The sequence below is a fragment of the Bacillus sp. GbtcB10 genome (assembly GCF_019091365.1).
In the GTDB taxonomy this organism is placed as follows: domain Bacteria; phylum Bacillota; class Bacilli; order Bacillales; family Bacillaceae; genus Bacillus; species Bacillus altitudinis.
This window is the reverse complement of sequence record NZ_JAGXJP010000001.1, coordinates 514,768-535,448: the sequence shown is the minus strand read 5'-3', so window position 1 is coordinate 535,448 and position 20,681 is coordinate 514,768. Positions and strand designations below refer to the sequence as shown.

The window sequence follows — 20,681 nt, the reverse complement described above, 5'->3', positions numbered from 1 at the left end:
ATACTCTTGTTGTTTCTATTTTATCAAAAGATTGCCAATAAGTGATAGATCATTTGATTTTCTTATTTTCATAGTGATAGGATTGAATCTATTATTCTATTTTCATGAACGACATCCTTCAAATGATACCTTGATCCGACCATATTCATATGAAAAAATCATGATTTTACTGACTGAAAAACAGTTTATGAAGTAAACAACATGTCTTTCGGAATAAATATCCTTTTCCTTTGGATTCAGATGGTCTCAGTTAGACACAACAATTTTTTGTTAAAATATTCCTAGTAATTTCAATGAATCCCGGCTTTATAGGACTATGTTTAGCGCCTTTTATAGAACAGATGAGCCTTTAGTATCAATACTTTCATATTAAAAAAATAAAAATAAAAGGATTTTACTTGATCAAATGTTATTTTTTCATATAATGTAAAATAGAGGTAGGTTAAATGATAGTGGAAATGGAGTCAAGTGAATGTTAAGAGAAAAATTGAAAATGCAATTGATTTTACTTTATGAAAAGGAACAAGAAGCATGGCAATACTTTCGAAAGGAAAGAGAACTGATTTATCATGAGCTCAAATTACTTGATATGAAAGAGAGCAGACCTTCTAATGACAAAATATACTACGCAGCAAGGTGTGTAGATATTATTAAAGAAAAAAAGGGAAGCATCGTGAGCACAAAAGAACTAAAAGAACAGCTTCAAGCTCAAACAGATTTCAATGTGAGACGAATCAGCGAATTGTATGATCTCATTCAACAGCTCGATCCTCACATTTCTAAAGCACGCCGGGGATGTTTTATTTACGAAGATCATACCCAAGTACCTCTACAATCTTTTCACACATAAAAAAATTGGTTACAGCCGCTGGCCATAACCAAATCCTCTAATATCTATTATCCACCACTTACAGGAGGAATGAGTGCAACAGTGTCCCCGCTACGCACTTCAGCATTTCCCCTCGTATATATTTCGTTGACTGCAACCATCACGTTTTGTGCAGTATCAACACCATATACCTCCTGTAATTCTATTTTAATCTCATCAACCGTTGTTTGATCTTTTTGAATGATGATTTGTTGTTTACCGGCCTTCTCAGCAAGGCCGGCGAACAATAATACGCTAATCATGCCGCTTCCCTTCTTTCTCGTTAAGTTGGAGAGTACTAGGTTTTCCTTCCGGGTATGAAACGGTTTCAAGCTGATCACCTATCCAAGCCTCTCCATCTTCCCAGTATTCCTTTTTCCAAATAGGAACTATTTCCTTTATTCGTTCAATCGCATATTCATTGGCTTCGTATGCAGCTTTCCGATGAGGTGATGAAACAGCTATTGCCACTGCAATGTCACATATCTCAAGAGTGCCAATACGATGCACAATAGCAGCTTCTGTATCGGGCCAGCGTTTTTTAATTTCTTGTCCAATTTGACTCAACATATTTTCCGCCATTGGTATGTATGCTTCATATGTTAAACGCAGCGTTTTTTTGCCATTTGTCCATTCTCTTACCGTGCCTATGAATGTCGTAATGGCTCCCGCTTTGCGTCTTGTGACATGCTGAATCAATTCATTCACATCAATCGGCTCTTTTGTGATCTTAAAAAGTTCATTCATACGAGGCTTCCCCCTTCAATAAATTAAAAGCAAATGTGATCCCGCGCTTGTCAAATGCTGAAAACACAGGAAACGGGTATTTCTCAGTGAATTGTATTTCTTTATCGAAATAAATGGCTGCTTGTATATGAGAAAGTGTCGAAAGATCAATGAGTTCCTGTTCGTCTTTGACACACAGGATTTTGCGGTAAGGCGCTTGTTTGTATCCTTCGATCAAGACGGCATCTAAAGGAAGATGCTGACACATGTTGATTAGTTGTGTGAATGTCATGTGCCGTATGAAAAAGTGACATTCACCTTCTCCCTCCACACCTGAGGCAAATGCACCCGCTTGAACATATCGATCCGTATCTTTTTGTTTGAACAGACGGTCTGGCTTTCCGCCATGTCCGTGATGTTTGAAGCAGCCTAGCTGCATTTCTTCTTCATCCGCCAGCTGACATAATTTTTCGATCAGCGTCGTTTTACCACTATTTTGATAGCCCACGACTTGTAGAATGTTTAATTTGTCATCCAACATGGAGCACCGCCTTCGTGGTGAAATAGCAGAACGCTGACCTGGTCACCTGCACAAAACCCTCTTGTTCCTCCAGGCAAAACAATGAAACAATCAGCATGAGCAATAGATGTCACCGCACTAGATTTATCAAGACCGGTTGGCGTCACACTCAGCTGGCTGCCAGCGAAATCAAGTGATGCTCTAACAAATCGTGTGAATGGATTGGCTTTTGGAAAATCATGTGTCAGCTTCGCCTCAGCAAAAACGGGAAATGGATTTTCTTTCAAACACCATTTATAAATGATCGGTTTGACAAATAGTTCAAAGCCAACAAAACAGGCAGCCGGATTTCCTGACAGCCCATAAAGCAATTGACCATTTGACAACGCAGCAACGGTCGTCACACTTCCAGGTCTCATGGCGACTTTATTAAACAACACCTCTGCACCTAGTTTTTCATAAATAGCAGGTAAAAAGTCAAAATCACCTACCGATACACCACCTGTTGTGATGAGCATATCAACTTTGCTTAAGGCTGCTTTTACGGCTTCATAGCTTTGATCAAAATCATCGGATACACCGCCTAAATCAAGCGGTTCTCCTCCAGCTTCAAGAACCTGAGCGTATACCATGCTTAGGTTACTATTTCTAATTTTACCGTCCACCATGGCATCACTTACTTGTAGGAGCTCGGTACCTGTTGAGATGATACCGATCACCGGTTTTTTGACGACTGGCACAACCGCATACCCGAACGTTGCCAATATCGCCGTCACGCCTGGGGTAACTTTTGAGCCTTTTTTGATCATGACGTTCCCTTTGAGGGTCTCTTCTCCTTGCCGAGAAATATTGTCCCCCTTTTTCAGCGGTCTTTTAAGTGACATCATTGATTTACCGTCTTTTTCAAACGTTTTCGTCAATTCGAGCATGATCACAACATTTGCTCCTTTTGGAATCTTCGCTCCTGTCATGATGCGAATCGCTTGAAAAGGACCGATCGTTTTTGCAGAAACAATACCTGCCCCTATATGATCAATGACCTCAAATTCAATCGGATGCTCGCTCGATGCTTCCTTTGTATCTTCTGCTCGAAGTGCAAAACCATCATACGGAGAACGATCAAAGGCAGGAACATCGTGATCTGCTAAAATATCCTCTGCAATCCATCTTCCAAGGCTGTTCTTTAAAGGAACCCATTCGACTTGTCCATGTTTTTGAAATTGGTGGACTTTCTTTACTGCCTCTTCTACTGGAATTGGCTGTCGTCTTTCCATCACTTCTCACTCCTATATGCCTAGCAGTCTTGCTAGTAATGAATTGGCTACTTTTTCATCATTTGTCCCATGGATTAATACACGTCCTCCTTTAAAACAAACGATACGGTGTCTTTCATAGCGTATATGAATTAAAAAATCGTTCACTTCCACCTCACAAATAGATGACAGACGCTCTTTTACATGCTGAAATGAAAGGTTTTCTAAATCCTTCGATATGATTTGAACGGTGTCTCGCCCGCAAAGAATCGCTGTTTTTTTGCGCTGTTCCTGTAAATATGGATACGTTCTATTTGTGCCGCAAGATGGACAACTTTCCTGCTTCGTACGAGATACATCCATTTTAAACGAAGACGGCTGCCACAAATCAAACGTGACAAACTTTCGCTCCATTTGCTCTTCATGCCCTGTTAAATATTTTAATGCCTCTGTTTGCTGATAAGCCGACACCATTTGGACAGCCGGAGAAATAATACCAGCTGTATCACATGTCAAACCCCCAACAGGCACTGAGGTAAATACACATGATAAGCAAGGTGTTTTGCCTGGCAAAATGGTCATATACATTCCCTGACTGCTCACACAGGCACCGTAAATCCAAGGCGTATTTGTTTCTAATGATAAGTCATTCATCACCATTCTTGTCTCAAAATTATCAGTCGCATCAATGACGATATTTGCTTTTCGGAATAAAGGTCTTAACAGCTCTACTCCTGCATCTTCAATAAGAGCGTGAATGGTCACTTCATGGTTGATCTCTTGGAGACGTTTTTTAGCTGCTGCCGCTTTTGGCACATGCATCTTTGCATCGTGTTCAGTGTACAGCTGCTGCCGCTGTAAATTTGAGAATTCGACATAATCACGATCTACAATCGTCAAAGTACCAATTCCAGATCGGACAAGCCCTTCAGCAGATGCTGTTCCAAGTGCACCCGCTCCAACAATAAGGACATGACTTTCGGCAAGTGCAGACTGCCCTTTTTCGCCTACCGGAGGGAACAAGATTTGCCTTGAATATCGCTCGTTCAATATTGTTCTCTCCTTCTCGTTTTTATGTATCATATCATACCGTTTTCAGGTAAATCGCTTCTTTTATTGATATTATGAAATTCATTTGGTGCCACGTTCAGTTCGTCGGCTGGAACAACCTGGACGTGAAGTTTTTGTAATAAGTCTTTGATAGCTAATTGATTCTCTTTTAAACACGCAGAAATAAACGGAAGACTGCGGCGGTGATAAAGCGCAAATAACGGCTGTAATCTTCCCTGCACCATCGGAACCACAGCATCTACATGCTTATGGCAATAAGAAGATAAAGCGACGGCTGTCTCTTTTCGTATGAATGGCATATCACATGCCGTCACTAAATACCACTCTGCTTCTTGCTTTTGCATAGCGGTATATATACCTGCAAGCGGGCCATACCCACGCACCTGTTCATCATCTAACCAAACAGCTTGTTCCCCTCTTGCTTTGAAAAAAGGCAGAAGCTTAGGGTGACTGATGATGACGGTTTCCCCTTTCAAAAGTTGCTCTTTCACATGTTCATATAGTGGTTTCCCCTGATAGACATGACTTGCCTTTGGCTCTCCAAAACGCCTAGAAGCACCTCCGGCTAGTATCACATTCACTATTCTCATCATCTCATCCCCTTTGATATGGTTGTTCTAATCGCACTCATTTCGCATACTTTATTGATAACATGAATAAGGAGGGTCTACCTATGAACCGGCGCCATGCTTCTCCCCTATTCCATGATCTGTCTCAAGAAAATCTATTTTTAAAAGCTGAAACGGCCAAATATCAACAGATGATTTCAGATTTACAGTCCACGTATACCTATGCTAAAAACAAGAAGCTATCTCAAGAATATCATGAGATGAAAAAGGATTTCACTCAATTAAAACAGCAATTGGATGAAATGACCATTGACCAAGACGAAGCATCATCTAAAATACAGGATCTCTCTTATAGCAAATCGGAATTATTACATAAAATCGTCCTTCTTCATGAAATGCTGCAAAAGGAAACCTATCATAGACGAAAAGAAACAGAGGAAAAGCACCGATTGCATTTGAAGGTTGTAAAATATAAGGAAATGTCTCAGCAACTACAGGAGCGATTACTAGCCCAAGATAAACAGCTTGCAAAAGAGGAGAAAAAAGGAAATACTTTATCCGCTGTGATTGAAAAACTGCAGCAAACTCTAGGCGATAAAAACGCAGAGCTTCATTTATTACAAGAAGGCGTCCGGCATCTACAGGAGCGTTTTTATGAAACACAAGAAAAATTACTGCAAATCGAAAAAGCAAAAGAAGCCATTTTTTATGAAACGCTCACGAGCTACCAAAAACAGTTAGCCGAAAGCGAGGAATGGATCGCTTCTCATTTTGCTGATATCGACCAGTCACCCCAAACAAATGCCGAGCCGTTCTCACAAGACCCTATTTTGCAAACAACCGAAGAAATAGGACCGATTTTGAAGAAACTAAACGAACAAGTAGAAACGCTCCAGGCAAAAGTTGATGCTGTGCAGCGGAGTGGAGAGGTCATGACAGTGAAGATCGATGGATTTAAAAAACAGCGCGACAACATGCCCAAAGAACGAAAGATTGTCTATACAGTTGATCAAAAAAAGTGATCCATTCATCACGTACGCAAGAAAAAACTGCTGGCATTTACGCCCAGCAGTTTCTTTTTTATTTATTCGTCTTCTGTTTGAATGTCGCCTTCTAAAATATACTGTCCGCGATAAGGTTTCTTCACTTCTGGGTACATTTTAATTAAGCTTTGCATAAACGTTGTCATATTTGGAATTTCAAGACCGCTCTCTTTTTCAATCTCTTTTTGAAGTTCAGAGCTTTTAATCGCCGCATTATGACGCTTTAATGTTTTGATTGCAGCTTCACGAAGCTTAGCTGCCTTTGATCCAGGTCTAGCTGTGCCTCTTCTGCGTCTTGTAGATCCTTCAGGAATACCTACAGGTGCACCATTTAGCTGACCTGTTCCTAAAGATGATGTAACGTTTGACTGCGTTTGCGCAGGCTGATTGTAGCTTCTCATTTCTTGTGCAGCCAGCTCAGCTAATACAGGCAGTGAATCTGTTTTTCTCTCTGTACGTACTTCTTTTTTTGTATCTGTGACGAGACCTGTACCTTGACGGTCTAATTCTCTTAGTTTTGCGTAAATCGCATCTCGTTCAATTTGATATTCACGGATGACCTTTACTTCTGCTTCATTTAATTGTTCCAATCGTAAACGTAACGCTTCCCTCTCATTAAACAATGGATTTCCCCCTCATCATATAAAAAATATTCTATAGTAAATATTAGATTAGAAAACTAATTTTATCAACTATTTTTTTATCATTTTACAGTTTGCTATCAGATAGGTATTTCCAACTAAAATTTTGCCAAAGAAGAAAAATCGGCACCCATTTCATTGCCACTATAGGCTTTTGACCACCTTTAAAATATTGTAAAAATTTTGAATAAATGCTTATACTACTTGATTTATATAGTTATTTACCAAACTGAAATTTCTTTTGTGCAAAAACGTTCTGAATAGTAAAAAGTTAAAATCTTTACATTTTCATTTCAAAATAAAAATGTAAATAGGTCGTAATACCTTTTTATTTTAGGAAATTTTTTTAATGAAATCCCTCATTTTCTCTTTTCTTAGGCATTCCACCTACAATCATATTCATCCAGTGCAATATGTCTCCTATTTTTCCCCATGAAAAAACCCCCATTCATGGGGGGAAAGCCTATTCTGCAGCCTTTTCAGACTCAGAAAGAACTCGATTGACACGTTTTTCAAGCATTTTCATACCGCTTCCGCCAGCTTGGAAGTGGCGTAAAGCACCTGTTTTATCGAATACATAGTAAGCTGGTACATATTCGTTCTCAAATGCTTCTGTTAATTTATGGTCGCTGTCTACAAAGATTGGCTGTGTGATTTCATGCTCATTTGCAACCTCTTTGATTTTTTCTAGATCAAGGTCATCCTCTGAACGTGGCATGTGAACTGCGATCACGTTTAGTTGATCTTTGTATTCATCACGGAATTGGTTCACTTGCGGCATCGCCTCTTTACAAAGGTGACAGCTAACTGACCAGAAGTGGATCAATGTTGGTTTATCACCAATTAATTCTTCTCTTGTTACTTCTCCATTTAACCATTCTTTTGCACCAGTTAGTTCCGGCATTGGTTGACGTAATTTCATTTTGAAGCGCCTCCATCCATTGTATGTCTCGAAACAAAAAAGTCTAACATCAGTTAGACCCCAGCATGTAGACAAACCCTCGCATTCTTTTTCGGTCCTGCGTGCTGGTACTCACGAATGTCACATTCGCTTCGCGCCAGTACTCGTTCTTCCTAGACTTCAAAGGTTTTCTATCACGCTGAAAAGAAGACAAAGGGCTAAAATCAAGTTCATTTTAGCCCTTTGTCAACAATCTGAAGGTCTAACACCCGTTAGACTGTTTCTTCAACTATCAATTAAAGTGTTTTTTGACCAGGTTTCCAGTTCGCTGGGCAAAGTCCACCAGTTTGTAATGCTTGAAGAACACGTAGTGTCTCATCTACATCACGACCGATATTGTTGTGGAATACTGTTTGATATTGAAGTTCGCCTTCTGGGTTAATGATGAATAGACCACGAAGTGCAATTCCTTCTTCTTCAATTAAAACACCGTATTCTCTAGATACTGTGTGGTTTGTGTCAGCAGCTAGTGGATATTTTAATTCACCAAGACCATTGTCTTTACGATCTGTGTTGATCCAAGCAAGATGCGTATGGATTGTATCAGTAGATACACCGATGATTTCTGCATCTAAATCTTCAAACTCATCATAACGATCGCTCATTGCTGTAATTTCAGTTGGACAAACAAAAGTGAAATCCATTGGATAGAAGAAAAGAACTGTCCATTTGTCATTCTTGATGTTTTCCTCTAAACTCACTTTACCAAATTCCTTATTAGCAAGTACTGCTTCCATTTCAAAACGTGGAGCTTGTTTTCCTACAAAACGCTCTGCCATATGTAAATCCCTCCAAAAATAATATCTTTATACAGACTTCTTAGCTGTATATAAAATGAGAATCAATAGGTTGAATTCTCATTTAGTTAATAACTTCACAAATATAATTATAATACTTAAGCGATTTTTAGTCAATATTAATTAATAATAAATTTAATTAACGATTTGTCACAATCTCTCGCTCCAACTATTAAAAGTTTAACATGACTTGCTTAAGGGAACAAATGATTAGCTTCTCATTTCGCACATACATAGAAAGGTTTTGAAGATCATGAAAGCACTTGAACAAGTAGATTGGGTTTCCATCATCATGAATATCAGTATGATTTTGCTAAAACTCATTGCTATTTTTGTGATTTATTTTATCATCAGAGCGATTGGAAATAAGATGATTAAGCGTGCCTATTCAGCATTCTCTGAGAAGCACGATGTCTCTTTATCACGAGCTCAAACGCTGCAAAGTCTTACCTTAAATATTTTCGCCTACTTGCTAATTTTTATTCTAGTTGTGATGATCCTCGACTTATTTCATTATAACCCAACCGCCTTATTGGCCGGCGCAGGTGTTGTAGGACTTGCCATTGGATTTGGCGCTCAGGGATTAGTGAGTGATATTGTGACAGGCTTCTTCATACTGCTGGAAAAACAATTTGATGTCGGCGAGTATATAACGGTTGCTGGTTTCGATGGGATCGTTGAACAAATTGGACTGAGAACAACACAGCTTAGAAGCTTTGATGGCACTCTTCATTTCATTCCGAACCGAAGTATATTGAATGTAAGCAATCATTCACGAGGGACGATGCAGGCACTCGTTGATATCGAATTATCCCCAGATGAAAATGTGGATCAGATGATCACCACTTTGCAAGTAGCCTGTGATGAAGTTCGTGAGAGCATGCCGCAAATCATCGAAGGTCCTCAAGTCGTTGGAGTGGAATCATTTGGCTCCTCATCCCTCGTCCTTCGCATCATTGCAAAAACTGAAACGATGGAGCAGTGGCGTGTCGAACGAATTCTACGCAAAAAAATGAAAGAAGCACTCGATCTAGCCAAAGAGCAAAAAGAACCAGGATCATAATATCCTGGTTCTTTTTTGTTAGTTTTATTGAACACGCTGTTCTACTTCTTGACAAATTTCATCAGCCGTCATACCTGACGCTGTAATGACAGATGCCTTTGTCGTTGTGTCTGAAATGCCAAGAACATTTGAATCTAACCCTGTGACCACATAACAGTCACACTGATCCATTTGCTGTTCATTTTGAATACGTACGACATCATACCCTTTTTGCTTCAAAAGTTCTTCTACATCGGATAAAGATGGTTCTACACCAATTCTTGTCATAATCAAGAACACCTCCTGTTCATAAGGTGTACAGGAGACCATTTGATTATTCATTCACCTGCTTGCTTTTTAAAATAAGCCGTCATGACGTTCACAGCTGTTTCAATCGCATTTTCGTCAGGCGTGAGTTTTGCATGGTGCAGACCATATTCTGAATCTACCCCTAGCCAAAACATGAACCCAGGGTATTTTTTCAGCATGTAGCCGAAATCTTCTCCTGTCATCGCTTCTCTGCATTCAATGACGTTCGCAAGACCTTCTTCGGCTACATATGACATAAATTCTTCTGTCAAATCCTTTGAATTGTCCACTTCGTAATAAGATGAAGGGTATCGAACTGTCACCTTGCATTCATAGCCAATTTCAATTCCCTTTGCAAGTGCTTCAATTCGTTTTCTCACCTTTTCCATAGACTCTGGCGAGAGCGTGCGAATGGTTCCATCAAGCTTTGCATGCTGCGCAATGATATTTTGAGCAGTGCCACCTGTAATCGTGCCAACTGTAATGACGGCACTATCAAGAGGGTCCACATTTCGTGAAATCACCGATTGCAGCTGCCCTACTAGTGCACTTGCAGCCACCACCATATCATTTGCTAAATGAGGGTATGCGGCATGCCCGCCTTTTCCTTCAAGATCGATCACAAGCTCACTCGTATTAGCAAATAATAGGCCCGGCTTTGTTGCAATCGTGCCGACTGGATATTCAGGTGCAATATGCAGCGCTGTAATAAAGTCTGGCGTCCACTTTTTTAGAACATCACTTGTAAGCATTGGTTCAGCTCCGCCTGGTCCTTCTTCTGCCGGTTGGAAAATAAATAGCAGATCTTCTTTGATTGGCTGATGCACGAAATGATCAATGATACCAAGAGCAATGGTCATATGAAGATCATGTCCACATGCATGCATGTAGCCTTCATGTACCGATTGAAATGGGTAGCCCGTTTCTTCAGGGATAGATAATCCGTCCATATCTGCACGATACGCAAAGACACGCGCAGGATTTGTCCCTTTTACTTTCACAAAAAGTCCAGTCCGCCATGTTTCCATCTCAATTCGATCTGTTGGGTACGATTCGAGATGCTTGATGAGGTAAGCTTGTGTTTTAAATTCCTTAAAACCAAGCTCAGGAATTTGGTGCAAATCTCTTCGAATGGATATTAATTGCTCACGATTTAACAAGTGAACTCGCTTCCTTTCCTCTATACGAATAAGACGTGGATATATCATCCACGTCTATGTCTTCAGCTGCGAATTGTGTCAATTAAAGCTGACGCAGTTCTTGTTTGATTTCAGTTTTACCTTTTGTTTTTTCATCAATGTCTTTAATTTTCTTTGCAGGTGTACCTGCTACAACCGTGTAAGGCTCGACATCGTTCACAACGATCGCTCCAGCTGCTACAACCGCACCTTTCCCAATTGTCACACCTTCTAAAACAACAGCGTTTGCACCAATGACAACATCATCTTCTACTACAACTGGCTTAGCAGAAGGCGGCTCAATGACACCTGCAAGAACAGATCCCGCACCGATATGACAGTTCTTACCTACTGTCGCACGGCCGCCAAGAACAACGTTCATATCAATCATCGTACCTTCACCGATGACTGAACCGATATTAATGGAAGCACCCATCATGATGACTGCATTATCGCCAATTTCCACTTGATCACGAATGATTGCACCTGGCTCAATACGTGCTTTGATGTTTTTCAAATCCAACATAGGAATCGCAGAGTTACGACGGTCATTTTCCACGACAACATCTTCAATTTTGTCTTTGTTTGATGCTAGAGCTTCTTGAATTTCGCTCCACTCACCGAAGACAACACCAGTGTTACCTGTGATAAATGTTTTTGCATGTTCACCAAATTCAATACCTTCTAAGTCCCCTTTAATGTAGACTTTCACAGGTGTTGATTTTGTACTATTTTGAATAAATGAAATAATTTCATTAGCGTCCATTTGTTTCATGTATGTATGTCCTCCTCTTAATTTATACTTCATTACTGTACCAAAGGAGAGTTTTAATGACAAGTGAAAGAATCGTCTGCGCCTTGGCAAATAAAACAAGCGGGCCTCTTTATCCCGCTTCTTGCTGGTGAAGATGAACAAATTGTCTACCAAAAGAAATCAATTCCTCTTCCTCGATTCCTTCTGGATTCAGCTCAATTTTGATGGATGGCAGGACGATATCACCGCCCAGCTCCTTCACTTTTTCTTCAATTAAATCCACAGCTCCACAAAAATGTTCATAAGATGTATCTCCAGAACCGAATACAGCAAATGCTTTACCCGTCAAATCAAGCTCTTCCATTTCCTCATATAGATCAATAAAATCATCTGGAAGATCACCATCTCCCCAAGTATATGCACCTAACAGAATGTGCGAGTAATCATGAAGAAGTTCAGCATCAATATCCATCGCTTCATGCCGGTCCACGCTAGCCCCAGCTTCCTTTAACCCTTTTTCGATTAAATCAGCCATTGCTTCTGTATTTCCTGACATTGTGGCATACACCAATAAAACTTTTTTCGTCACTTTTTCTTCCTCCTTATTAATGAATCAGTGCAGGTTCCTCATAAGGCCTGACAAACTTACTTTCATATAAACCCGCACAGAAAAAATTCTCCTTTTGATTGGCGACACGAAAACCATGCCCTTTGATCGTATCAAACCACTTGAGCTCTTTTTGCTCTATATCAAGCTGATACACCTTAGAAAATCCATGCTCGTCCTGTGAGGTGGTCACGTACACAATGCCGTTATCCTCTGACACATCCAAAAATGATTCCTCTCGCGCAAAAGCTTGTGATTGAATATCATGCAGCATATTTGTATGTAAGTCTAAAATTTGAACAGATCCTCTTTTCCCTTTTTTAGAGCCCATCGCACAGACAAGGAGGTGTTCCCCGCAAAGCAACATAGAAGCAGTCATTCGGTGCTCTTCTCTGTTTAGGAGAAAAATCTGTTCACTTTGCAAGTCATACACCCATATTCCTCCATGCACCTCATGAATCTGTGTTCCAATATAAAGATAATCACCGGCTACACATAATGAGCGAATCACAGGGGGCTGATTTACATGAGCAAATGGCTTCATAATTTCCCAGGAAATTCCGAAATCGGTTGACACATAAATACTATGCTTTCCATGTGCGCATACAAACCCATCTTTGCGTCCTGTAATAGACCAAACAACTGCATTTGTCGGAAAAGATGATAGCGCCCACGTATGGCCCTCATCTCCTGATCGTATGACAGTTCCATTTTCACCAACTCCGAACAAATACGGACCAATATAACTGATAGCGTGGATTTTATGCTTGAGCTTAAAAAGCTGCTGCCATCCGCCCTCTACACTGTAATGGAAAATACCTTCTCGTTTGACAGCAACAAAGTAACCGCCACTTTTAGACGCAGCAACAGCTGTCGCACCTTTATGAAACATGATTTTCAACTCTTTTCTCAGACAATGATGCCCACGTTAAAAAGCTCGTTGCAAACTCCTCACAGCACGCCACATCTTCATCTGTATCTGGCGCAAGTTCCATTTTCAATGTTTCAGGAAATACGGATGCACCTGTCGATTTCAGCATGTCATGAAAGGTATGAACAGCCTCGCAAAACTTCGGATAACTGTAATCGCCTGATCCAAATACCGCCGCTTTGATGTGAGAAAGTTCAAGGGATGAGACCTCTTCATAAAAATCTTCAGCTTCATAAGGTAAATCACCGTCACCCCATGTGTAAGAGCCGATCATGACATAATCGTATGAAGAAAGATCTTCTGCGCTTGTGTCGTCAAATTCCATCATCTCTGTCTCTATCCCTTTTCCTTCAAGCGTTTGTTTTAAGATCGCTGCCATATCTTCCGTATTGCCAGACATACTCGCAAATGCAATTAGTGCTTTCATCTATTGGTCACCTCATCTAAATGATAATCATTTTCAATTATTATATGTACACTTTAAATGATAATGATTTTCATTGTCAAATGTTTTATGAAAAGGTGCTGTTCAAAATACACATGACGTACATCAAAAAACCGCTCATTCCAATTGGAAGGCGGCTCTAATTGATCGTGACCCTATGTCACTCGTTTTTTTATTTCTGAATAAAATATGGACCGCAATCGGTTTCGTGCGTCATCACAAATGTCCAATTTTCTTCCCAATCCATGACATACAGATCACTATAGTCCATGTGTCCGTCTGTATACGGAAATTCCTTTACTGACAGGTCAGCGGCGTTTTCAAACAGATACGCTTCTTGAGCAAATTGATAAAAAAGAGTACATGTATGCTTTGATTGCTGATGAAAGGCGTTGATCGCTGCCTCTTTTTCAAGGCATTCAACTTTTCCCCAGCTACATAAGTGCCATAGGAAGCCATCCATCCCAATCTCTTTTTGTTCTTCTAAAGAAAGATGACTTGCAAAACGTCCACGCCATCTCTCGCGTAAATAAGTTCCCCACTTCGGTATATCCATCTTCTTTTTTTGTTGATTTCTCATCATTTCTTCCAGCTTTCTGCTTTTTCAGTATGAAACATGTAAATCTATTAAAAACCCAATATCCTAAAAAAGCACCTCCTCTTCCAAAAGTACTTACACTGCCTCACTTTCAAGCATTTCTTTCACCACACCAACAAATGCTTGAACTTGTTTTAACTGAAAAGAGGCTTCATATCCTAACAGCCACGTGTCACGTCCGATTTGCTCTCCATTTGCGTCTACGAGCGGGGTTTTGTGTACGCTTTTCTCATGATCATATAGGGTGACCGAAGGCAAAATGGCGTAGCCGATACCGTGATAGGCCATTTGTTTACATGTCTCAATCTGGTCCACAAGAATCGTCTGTTTTGGCGACACTTTAAACTTTTGATGCCACCAGTGCTGAATTTCTTGATAATAGGTGCTATCACTTTTAAATTGAATAAACGGGCGTTCTGTCTCAATTAACTCATCCACGTCCTTGATGACAGAATCGACTAAATATAAATGATCGGTCATTAAGTATTCCTTTGTGCCCTTCCAATCAGGATTCCCGCGAATGATGCCGATGTGGACATGGTCTTCATACAGACTTTTAAGCATCTCACTGCTCCAGCCTGTCACGAGAGATACTTTGGCATTTGGGTATTTCTCGACATACCGCTTCAACACCTTTGGCAGCCAGTGCTGACCAATAATGGACGCAACTGCAAGCTTGAGTGTACCGTGAATGTCTCCTTCAAGCTCGTCAATTCTCTCTCGCACTCGATCCTGCTCAGTCGTGACCTCTTTGGCGAATTGAATAATCTGTTCGCCAGCTGAAGTGACTGTCAAGCCTTTTTGTGAACGAAAAAAGATTTTGGTTCCCCACTCTTTTTCAATCGTTTGCAGCCTTTGAGATAAGGCAGGCTGAGAGACAAAGAGCCGCTCTGAAGCCTTTCTCATATTCAATTCCTCACTAAGTACAACAAGCATATGTAACTCTTGAAGCTGCATGGGCGCCCTCCTTCTCTCGATAAGTTTTTCTTATTTTATATAGTCATTATATAAATAATAGCTTATGAAGGCAAAAAAAATAAGCTGGGCTGCAGCTCATTTTTTTGCGGAATGAATGACTTCATTTAAGCGCTTTAATACAACACGCCGAGTGAAAATCCCTTCGAATACTTGCTCTTCATTTTCCACACAAACAAATCCATTATTCGTCACAGCGTGAACGCCTTTTAAAACAGGATCCGTCGTTTTCAGTCTTGGAATATCTGATAGCATGACCTCTTCTACCTTCAATTGGTCGAGCTTTTCAAATTCAATTCGTTCTAAGCCAAAGATTTTATCCATGATCATATTTGTTCCAATTAACCCATGAAGGTGATAAGAAGCATCCAGAACAGGTATGGCTGTATATCCTGTTTTTGTCAGGACCAATAGGGCGTGCTCAAGATTATTTCCAATTTGAACGTGTGCCACTTTATCTGCATCAATCATATGCTCAGCTACTGTTGACTCAAGTAATTGAGCCGGTTCTATCTCTATCATGTTTCTTCGACCCCTTTTCTCTCAATCATCAATCATACATTCCCCTTTAACATTAAGCATAAACTAAAACGAATTTTGTCGAAAGATTTTTTTCTGCATAAAAAAGATACTCAGCGTAGAGTATCTAATAGAATGTTCAATCGATATTAATTCTCAAACCTTACTCTGTCATACAATGTGATCAATTTCTTATACGTATTGTCGTCGACATTTTTTGTTCCACATTCTATATCATTGATCTCACTGCTTAGTAATTCGACAGCATATTCCTGATTCAGTAATACGTTTAATAATAGCTTTTTCTCTTCTTCATTAAAACGATTTTCGATGACGCTCATTCAACATCAGGCCCCCTGTTTCATATATGCTTTTATATTGATTAGCAGGCGTTTGAATGTCTGCTTCCTCTCTATACAGCTAGAATAAGGAACTAGAATCGAATCGTCAACCGCACGTTTCGACAACGTTTGGAGAAAAATGACGGAATTTATTTTGTGTATCGATTGGCGTAGCAAAATGCTGCGTATGAGTCGGGTTTTATTTTTGCTTCAATTCCCATGGCTGTGATCATTCCGGTCATTTCCTGGATCAGCTCTTTTGTACTTCCTTTTTTGCCAATATCTAGATGGACTTCAAAACGAAGGTCTGCCCCTTCCTCAGCAAACGGAAGAAGCAAATCCATCAGTTCTGTTAAAGGTCCCTCAAGGATGTCTGCACATACCTTTTGGCTAAACGCTGTCTCTAATGAAATTTTTTCTCTAAGACTTTGTACAGGCCGATTCAACACTTGCTGCGTGAGACAGCCCCAAGCTCCTTTGCCGATCCGGTGAAGATGAATTGCAGTCATAAATGTTGTGACATTCTGATTGACCTGAGAGTCCGTACCAATTGATAGTACATAAACAGATCTCGGGTCTTTTTGAATAAAGTCTTTCATTCTCATGACAACATCAGAAAACGCTAAATGCTCTTCAGAAAGATTAAAGAAAAAAGAATCACTCACAGAAAGGAACTCCTTTTTAATGGTCTCTTATCCGAATATTGCACTGAATGATCATCTTCCTTTTGCTTATCACCTATGAAGTGTATGCTTCCGCAATCAACGAAGGAATTCTTAGAAAAAACATTTCATACGATTCAGCTTAGGATTGTAGAAGCTCAAAAATCTCAATCGAAATCATATCAATGTTGTCAAATGGGAAAGTGTTTGGCTTATCCCCTTGTTGAAAAACAGTCAATTCAAACGTTTGATTCTTTTCGAAATACTTAACACTACAGATTTTCTCACCGTTCACTTCGAAATAACGCTGTGCCGGCTCGTTTGCAGCTTCTGCTGTCTCTTGAAGACTTTGCAGCCTTGTAATGATACCCATTAATTGTGACATTCTAAAAAAAGACTCCTTTCAAAAAAACAACTCAAGATGAACCCGTATTGATTATACACAAGTCCTACAAAGCATCATACCATAAAGTGTTCTCAGATGATATTTTTCCTCTTGAATTCAAAAAAAGAAAAAGAATCTGTTTTTTTATTTTGAGTCTTTTTTCTTATCTCATGCATCTTGTTTTTTATAAACCGGCCGATCTCATCAGGCGTTTTGCAATTTCGTCAAAATCTTCTTTTGAAATACCTGGAGCAAACTCTTCCGGCAAATCTCTATAATCTGGCACGGGTGCACCTTTTGGCGTGCCCTCAATAACTGTCAGCGGCTTTCCATCAATCGGATGGTTTCCTTTCCAAATTTGATTGATATCCTTATAATCCGTGTCACTAAATGTATACAGTTTTGTATGAACATTTTGATCTTCAAACTTTCTTGCAGAATCAAAGTATTTATTGTCGAGATTTGGAATCGGCAGCATCTTCCCAACATCTACTCCTGTCGCTACCTCAAGGGCTTTTGCATACGCCACAACATGTACGCCGCCTCTGACAAGTAAATAACCGATCATTTCTCTTGCCGTAGGGTGATCCGTCATTTCATATACGCGCATTTTATGCGTACGAGCTCCGCACTCTAGGAAGAAGTTATGAAGAAGATCCAGAATCAGATTACCACTTGAGAACACATTCTCACCTGTCCACGGCTTTGCCATGGAGTCAAACGGATAGCCTGTTTGTGCCGTTTGGATAAAATGCTGCGTATTTCGTTTATCAACAGCCGCTTTCATCGGGGTCGTATCTGGATCGCCCCCATGGGTGGTTCCCGTAATCATGAGATTGACTGCAGTTGTCACAAGCTCTACATGACCGAATTCTTCAGCTGTAATACTTGATACAAGATCATAAAATGGTTTGAGCTTTCGTTTCCCTCTAAAGTTAAACGATTGAAACATGTAGTTGTTTAATGTGGACATTTCACCAAATTTTCCGCCGAGTAATTCTTGCACAGCCGCTGCACCATTTGCATCTGGGTGATCTGGCATTGGTAAATCAATCAGCAGCCGTTTGTCACGTTTGATCATGACTTTTCCCTCCTACTGTCTAACTATCATCATTTAAGGTGTATGGATGAATTGGGATGTCCTATGCATGAAGGGAATGATTGGCGCACAAAAAAAACTTGGCGGGGGTAGCGCCAAGTTTTTTGGATCTTGATCTGATAGAGGGGTTGGGGAACAGAGAGTAGCTTCTCTCTATAACTAAATGATAATGATTATCAGTTTCATTGTCAACCATTTTTTCTATCTTTTTTCTAATAAAAAAACAGCCATGACGGCTGCTTTTAAATTAATCCTTCCTGCTCATATAGATAAGCATACGGAAGATCTACAAACAAATACACGTCTCCCTCTAACGGATAAGAAAACGTTCGTATTCGTTCTCCAGTTTCTAAATCACTGTAGATATCGCTGAAAAATCCTTTTCCGCTAATTCTCATTTGAAGAATATTCGCTAGAAAATAAGGGCGCCAGCTCCAGTTTTTCTCTATATACTCTGGCTGAAACAGCCATTCTTTCTCTTTCTTAAACACATTCCCAGTGATTTGAAACCCTTCTTCATTACACATATAAATGCGAAAGCTACAATCGGTTAGTTCAAGTGCCAGTTTTTGTATAAGTTCATCATTTGTGCTGCATGATTTTTTTAACGTACTGACGGCTTGATGAATTCGCTTATAAAAGGTTTCAGAATGTTCATAGACAGCTTGGAGTTTCTTTTTCTCATGAGCAATGAATTGTTGAAATTCTTCTTTAAGCCGCTCTTTTCGTTTGTTCCGCTCAATTAATTGTGCCGCAGGCTCGTGAAGGTAGAAGCCTTGAAAATATCTTCCGCCATTTCTCCATGCATATTGCAGCTGAAAATTCGCTTCAATGTCTTCATAGATTAAAGCCGCTCCTATTTTTCTTGCAAGAAGTGAAATGCTGTATAACACATATTCATAGGAAGGAGATGGAGACGAAGCTCTTAAAGCTTGTAGATCTATTTTTAATAGATCAGGTGAAAGCAGAGCAATCCGGTCAAGATTGCTGCTTTCTTTCCCTATATTAGATACGGCGATTTTGATCCCATATGTACGATAATACGTTAACGTATGGTAAAGCTGTTCAATGTCGCCGCTAAACGTATGTTCAGTAATTTCAATGACAAACCGGCTAAGCTGAATACCCCTTGCTTCATATTCTTTTAAAAGTTCTAAAAAACTTTCGCCATGATCGAGCATGAGGACATTCGCATCATGATTAATAAAGATGAGCAAATCTTCATCTGCGGTCGTGAAGAGATCAAGTGCTTGACTTAATACTTTTTGATCTACTTCCAATTTATATTCGTCAGGAATAGATGAATCCGTAAAGAAGGAGCCTAGACTAACTGTTCCCGACTCAAGCTTCATTCTTCCAAGAATCTCATAGCCTATCACTTTTTGTTCCTCCGCACTGAAGATCGCTTGATAGTGCGGGAAAACATCTTCAATATTCGTTAAAATATCCAATGGATCGACCATTTTCATCACCTGCTTCTCTCTTTGTGTGATTATACCATATCAAAAGCAGGTCTTACACGGTCATTCAAAATGGTGATTGGTTGAGCCATTGCCCCCCATCCATCGTGATACAATCTCCATTCATATAAGATGCATGCTCAGATAATAAGAAACTCGCAAGTTCTGCAATTTCTTCTGGTGTGCCTAGTCTACCGAGCGGAACACTATCTAATGTTCTTTGGGCAGCCTCTTCAGATTCCCACAGTTTATCAGCACCACCTGTTCTTTCAATTGGCCCCGGCGCAATGGCATTTACGCGAATGCGATATTGCTTTCCCCATTCCACAGCAAGCGTTCGGGTAAGCGACAGTACGCCTGCTTTTGCGGCTGCTGAATGCGCTACACCAACACCAGCCCCCCATGCATATGTGGCGACCATGTTGATCATACTTCCGCTTTTCTTTTGACGAATCCAATAGTTGCCCACTGCATGGCTGCAAAAAAAGGTGCCATTTAGCACAATATCAATGACCGCTTTCCAGCCGTTAGGAGACAGTTTTTCTGCTGGAACTAAAAAGTTGCCTGCTGCGTTATTAATAAGTGCATCCACATCACCAAATGTATCTACCGCAAACTTTACCATTTGATCAGCATCTTCTGGATGTCGCACATCCATTTGAAAATAAGCGATCGAACCACCTTTCTGTTTGATTTCATTTGCCGTTGTTTCAAGGGTCTCTTCTGTTCTTCCAGTAATCAAAACATTCCAGCCCCCGAGTGCCAAATGAGTCGCCATCGCCTTTCCCATTCCGCTTGATCCCCCTGTGACAATCACTGTTTGCTTCGTCATTTGTTCTCCCCCTTTGTGTATTTTGAATGACTATTCATTCATTATTCGTCTATCATATCATGATTTCCCCTCCATGCACCATATAGGAGATTCAT

At 40.1% G+C, this 20,681-nt stretch carries 27 protein-coding genes; 3 read left to right on the top strand and 24 right to left on the bottom strand.

Annotated elements, in window-relative coordinates; translation table 11 throughout:
• Window positions 1–472 precede the first annotated feature (472 nt).
• Window positions 473–850, top strand: a complete 378-nt coding sequence (locus KVT11_RS02965) for a Rok-like winged helix domain-containing protein (RefSeq protein WP_008345156.1) — start codon at window positions 473–475, stop codon at window positions 848–850.
• 47 nt (window positions 851–897) lie between these two features.
• On the opposite strand, the gene moaD is transcribed toward KVT11_RS02965, so the two are convergent.
• The 6 genes from moaD to KVT11_RS02935 are packed head-to-tail and all read right to left on the bottom strand — an operon-like array spanning window position 898 to window position 5,028.
• Entirely contained in the window at window positions 898–1,131 is a 234-nt protein-coding gene (gene moaD / locus KVT11_RS02960) for a molybdopterin converting factor subunit 1 (protein ID WP_008345159.1), read from the bottom strand.
• Complete coding sequence (locus KVT11_RS02955) at window positions 1,124–1,615, bottom strand: molybdenum cofactor biosynthesis protein MoaE (RefSeq protein WP_008345161.1); 492 nt, start codon at window positions 1,613–1,615, stop codon at window positions 1,124–1,126. Before KVT11_RS02955 ends, moaD begins: the two co-directional genes overlap by 8 nt.
• On the bottom strand, window positions 1,608–2,135 hold the full coding sequence (mobB, locus tag KVT11_RS02950; RefSeq protein WP_017359411.1) for a molybdopterin-guanine dinucleotide biosynthesis protein B: 528 nt from the start codon (window positions 2,133–2,135) through the stop codon (window positions 1,608–1,610). The genes KVT11_RS02955 and mobB overlap by 8 nt, the downstream gene beginning before the upstream one ends.
• Entirely contained in the window at window positions 2,117–3,391 is a 1,275-nt protein-coding gene (locus KVT11_RS02945; protein WP_186365189.1) for a molybdopterin molybdotransferase MoeA, read from the bottom strand. Before KVT11_RS02945 ends, mobB begins: the two co-directional genes overlap by 19 nt.
• A gap of 9 nt (window positions 3,392–3,400) precedes the next feature.
• On the bottom strand, window positions 3,401–4,417 hold the full coding sequence (locus tag KVT11_RS02940) for a MoeB/ThiF family adenylyltransferase (protein ID WP_116306801.1): 1,017 nt from the start codon (window positions 4,415–4,417) through the stop codon (window positions 3,401–3,403).
• A 29-nt stretch (window positions 4,418–4,446) separates the two neighbouring features.
• Complete coding sequence (locus tag KVT11_RS02935) at window positions 4,447–5,028, bottom strand: molybdenum cofactor guanylyltransferase (protein WP_017359414.1); 582 nt, start codon at window positions 5,026–5,028, stop codon at window positions 4,447–4,449.
• An 83-nt stretch (window positions 5,029–5,111) separates the two neighbouring features.
• Here KVT11_RS02935 and KVT11_RS02930 point away from each other — a divergent pair, with 83 nt between their 5' ends.
• Window positions 5,112–6,029, top strand: a complete 918-nt coding sequence (locus KVT11_RS02930; RefSeq protein ID WP_116306799.1) for a coiled-coil domain-containing protein — start codon at window positions 5,112–5,114, stop codon at window positions 6,027–6,029.
• A 62-nt stretch (window positions 6,030–6,091) separates the two neighbouring features.
• Here KVT11_RS02930 and KVT11_RS02925 read toward each other — a convergent pair whose 3' ends face one another.
• From KVT11_RS02925 to ahpA, 3 genes are all read right to left on the bottom strand, one after another.
• A complete protein-coding gene (locus tag KVT11_RS02925) occupies window positions 6,092–6,673 on the bottom strand; it encodes a Rok-like winged helix domain-containing protein (protein ID WP_007498648.1) in 582 nt (193 codons plus the stop codon).
• A gap of 481 nt (window positions 6,674–7,154) precedes the next feature.
• On the bottom strand, window positions 7,155–7,613 hold the full coding sequence (locus KVT11_RS02920; RefSeq protein ID WP_008345174.1) for a TlpA disulfide reductase family protein: 459 nt from the start codon (window positions 7,611–7,613) through the stop codon (window positions 7,155–7,157).
• 275 nt (window positions 7,614–7,888) lie between these two features.
• Window positions 7,889–8,431 (bottom strand): biofilm-specific peroxidase AhpA, encoded by a 543-nt coding sequence (gene ahpA / locus KVT11_RS02915; RefSeq protein ID WP_007498654.1) that lies wholly within the window; start codon window positions 8,429–8,431, stop codon window positions 7,889–7,891.
• 271 nt (window positions 8,432–8,702) lie between these two features.
• Here ahpA and KVT11_RS02910 point away from each other — a divergent pair, with 271 nt between their 5' ends.
• Window positions 8,703–9,512, top strand: coding sequence for a mechanosensitive ion channel family protein (locus tag KVT11_RS02910; protein ID WP_210552423.1), 810 nt, complete (start codon window positions 8,703–8,705; stop codon window positions 9,510–9,512).
• 24 nt (window positions 9,513–9,536) lie between these two features.
• Here the strand turns inward: KVT11_RS02910 and KVT11_RS02905 are convergent, their stop codons facing one another.
• The 15 genes from KVT11_RS02905 to fadH all read right to left on the bottom strand — a co-directional run bounded on the left by KVT11_RS02905 (window position 9,537) and on the right by fadH (window position 20,586).
• On the bottom strand, window positions 9,537–9,779 hold the full coding sequence (locus KVT11_RS02905; protein WP_003211408.1) for a YkuS family protein: 243 nt from the start codon (window positions 9,777–9,779) through the stop codon (window positions 9,537–9,539).
• A gap of 50 nt (window positions 9,780–9,829) precedes the next feature.
• Window positions 9,830–11,008: an N-acetyldiaminopimelate deacetylase gene (locus KVT11_RS02900; RefSeq protein WP_060832294.1), complete on the bottom strand. Its 1,179-nt coding sequence runs from the start codon at window positions 11,006–11,008 to the stop codon at window positions 9,830–9,832.
• A gap of 34 nt (window positions 11,009–11,042) precedes the next feature.
• Window positions 11,043–11,753: a 2,3,4,5-tetrahydropyridine-2,6-dicarboxylate N-acetyltransferase gene (gene dapD / locus KVT11_RS02895; RefSeq protein ID WP_008347987.1), complete on the bottom strand. Its 711-nt coding sequence runs from the start codon at window positions 11,751–11,753 to the stop codon at window positions 11,043–11,045.
• Window positions 11,754–11,862: 109 nt separating this feature from the next.
• Window positions 11,863–12,321, bottom strand: a complete 459-nt coding sequence (locus tag KVT11_RS02890; protein WP_116306795.1) for a flavodoxin — start codon at window positions 12,319–12,321, stop codon at window positions 11,863–11,865.
• Window positions 12,322–12,337: 16 nt separating this feature from the next.
• Window positions 12,338–13,231, bottom strand: a complete 894-nt coding sequence (locus tag KVT11_RS02885) for a WD40/YVTN/BNR-like repeat-containing protein (RefSeq protein WP_008347991.1) — start codon at window positions 13,229–13,231, stop codon at window positions 12,338–12,340.
• On the bottom strand, window positions 13,221–13,697 hold the full coding sequence (locus KVT11_RS02880) for a flavodoxin (RefSeq protein ID WP_017367153.1): 477 nt from the start codon (window positions 13,695–13,697) through the stop codon (window positions 13,221–13,223). Before KVT11_RS02880 ends, KVT11_RS02885 begins: the two co-directional genes overlap by 11 nt.
• Window positions 13,698–13,887: 190 nt before the next feature.
• A complete protein-coding gene (locus KVT11_RS02875) occupies window positions 13,888–14,295 on the bottom strand; it encodes a DUF4275 family protein (protein ID WP_116306792.1) in 408 nt (135 codons plus the stop codon).
• A 93-nt stretch (window positions 14,296–14,388) separates the two neighbouring features.
• Window positions 14,389–15,270 (bottom strand): transcriptional regulator CcpC, encoded by an 882-nt coding sequence (locus KVT11_RS02870; RefSeq protein ID WP_007498669.1) that lies wholly within the window; start codon window positions 15,268–15,270, stop codon window positions 14,389–14,391.
• 96 nt (window positions 15,271–15,366) lie between these two features.
• Window positions 15,367–15,810 (bottom strand): cyclic-di-AMP-binding protein CbpB, encoded by a 444-nt coding sequence (cbpB, locus tag KVT11_RS02865; protein WP_007498671.1) that lies wholly within the window; start codon window positions 15,808–15,810, stop codon window positions 15,367–15,369.
• A 146-nt stretch (window positions 15,811–15,956) separates the two neighbouring features.
• Entirely contained in the window at window positions 15,957–16,148 is a 192-nt protein-coding gene (gene abbA / locus KVT11_RS02860; protein WP_008347999.1) for an antirepressor AbbA, read from the bottom strand.
• A gap of 149 nt (window positions 16,149–16,297) precedes the next feature.
• A complete protein-coding gene (locus tag KVT11_RS02855) occupies window positions 16,298–16,813 on the bottom strand; it encodes a ribonuclease H-like YkuK family protein (protein ID WP_008348001.1) in 516 nt (171 codons plus the stop codon).
• A 139-nt stretch (window positions 16,814–16,952) separates the two neighbouring features.
• Window positions 16,953–17,195 carry a YkuJ family protein gene (locus tag KVT11_RS02850; protein ID WP_003212254.1) on the bottom strand — a complete coding sequence of 81 codons (243 nt, stop codon included), beginning with the start codon at window positions 17,193–17,195 and terminating at the stop codon, window positions 16,953–16,955.
• 184 nt (window positions 17,196–17,379) lie between these two features.
• The gene (locus tag KVT11_RS02845) at window positions 17,380–18,276 is read right to left on the bottom strand and encodes a manganese catalase family protein (protein WP_007498675.1); all 897 of its coding nucleotides are present in this window, start codon (window positions 18,274–18,276) and stop codon (window positions 17,380–17,382) included.
• 260 nt (window positions 18,277–18,536) lie between these two features.
• Window positions 18,537–19,757 (bottom strand): EAL domain-containing protein, encoded by a 1,221-nt coding sequence (locus KVT11_RS02840; protein WP_116306790.1) that lies wholly within the window; start codon window positions 19,755–19,757, stop codon window positions 18,537–18,539.
• 64 nt (window positions 19,758–19,821) lie between these two features.
• Window positions 19,822–20,586: a 2,4-dienoyl-CoA reductase gene (fadH, locus tag KVT11_RS02835; protein WP_017367148.1), complete on the bottom strand. Its 765-nt coding sequence runs from the start codon at window positions 20,584–20,586 to the stop codon at window positions 19,822–19,824.
• Window positions 20,587–20,681 lie beyond the last annotated feature (95 nt).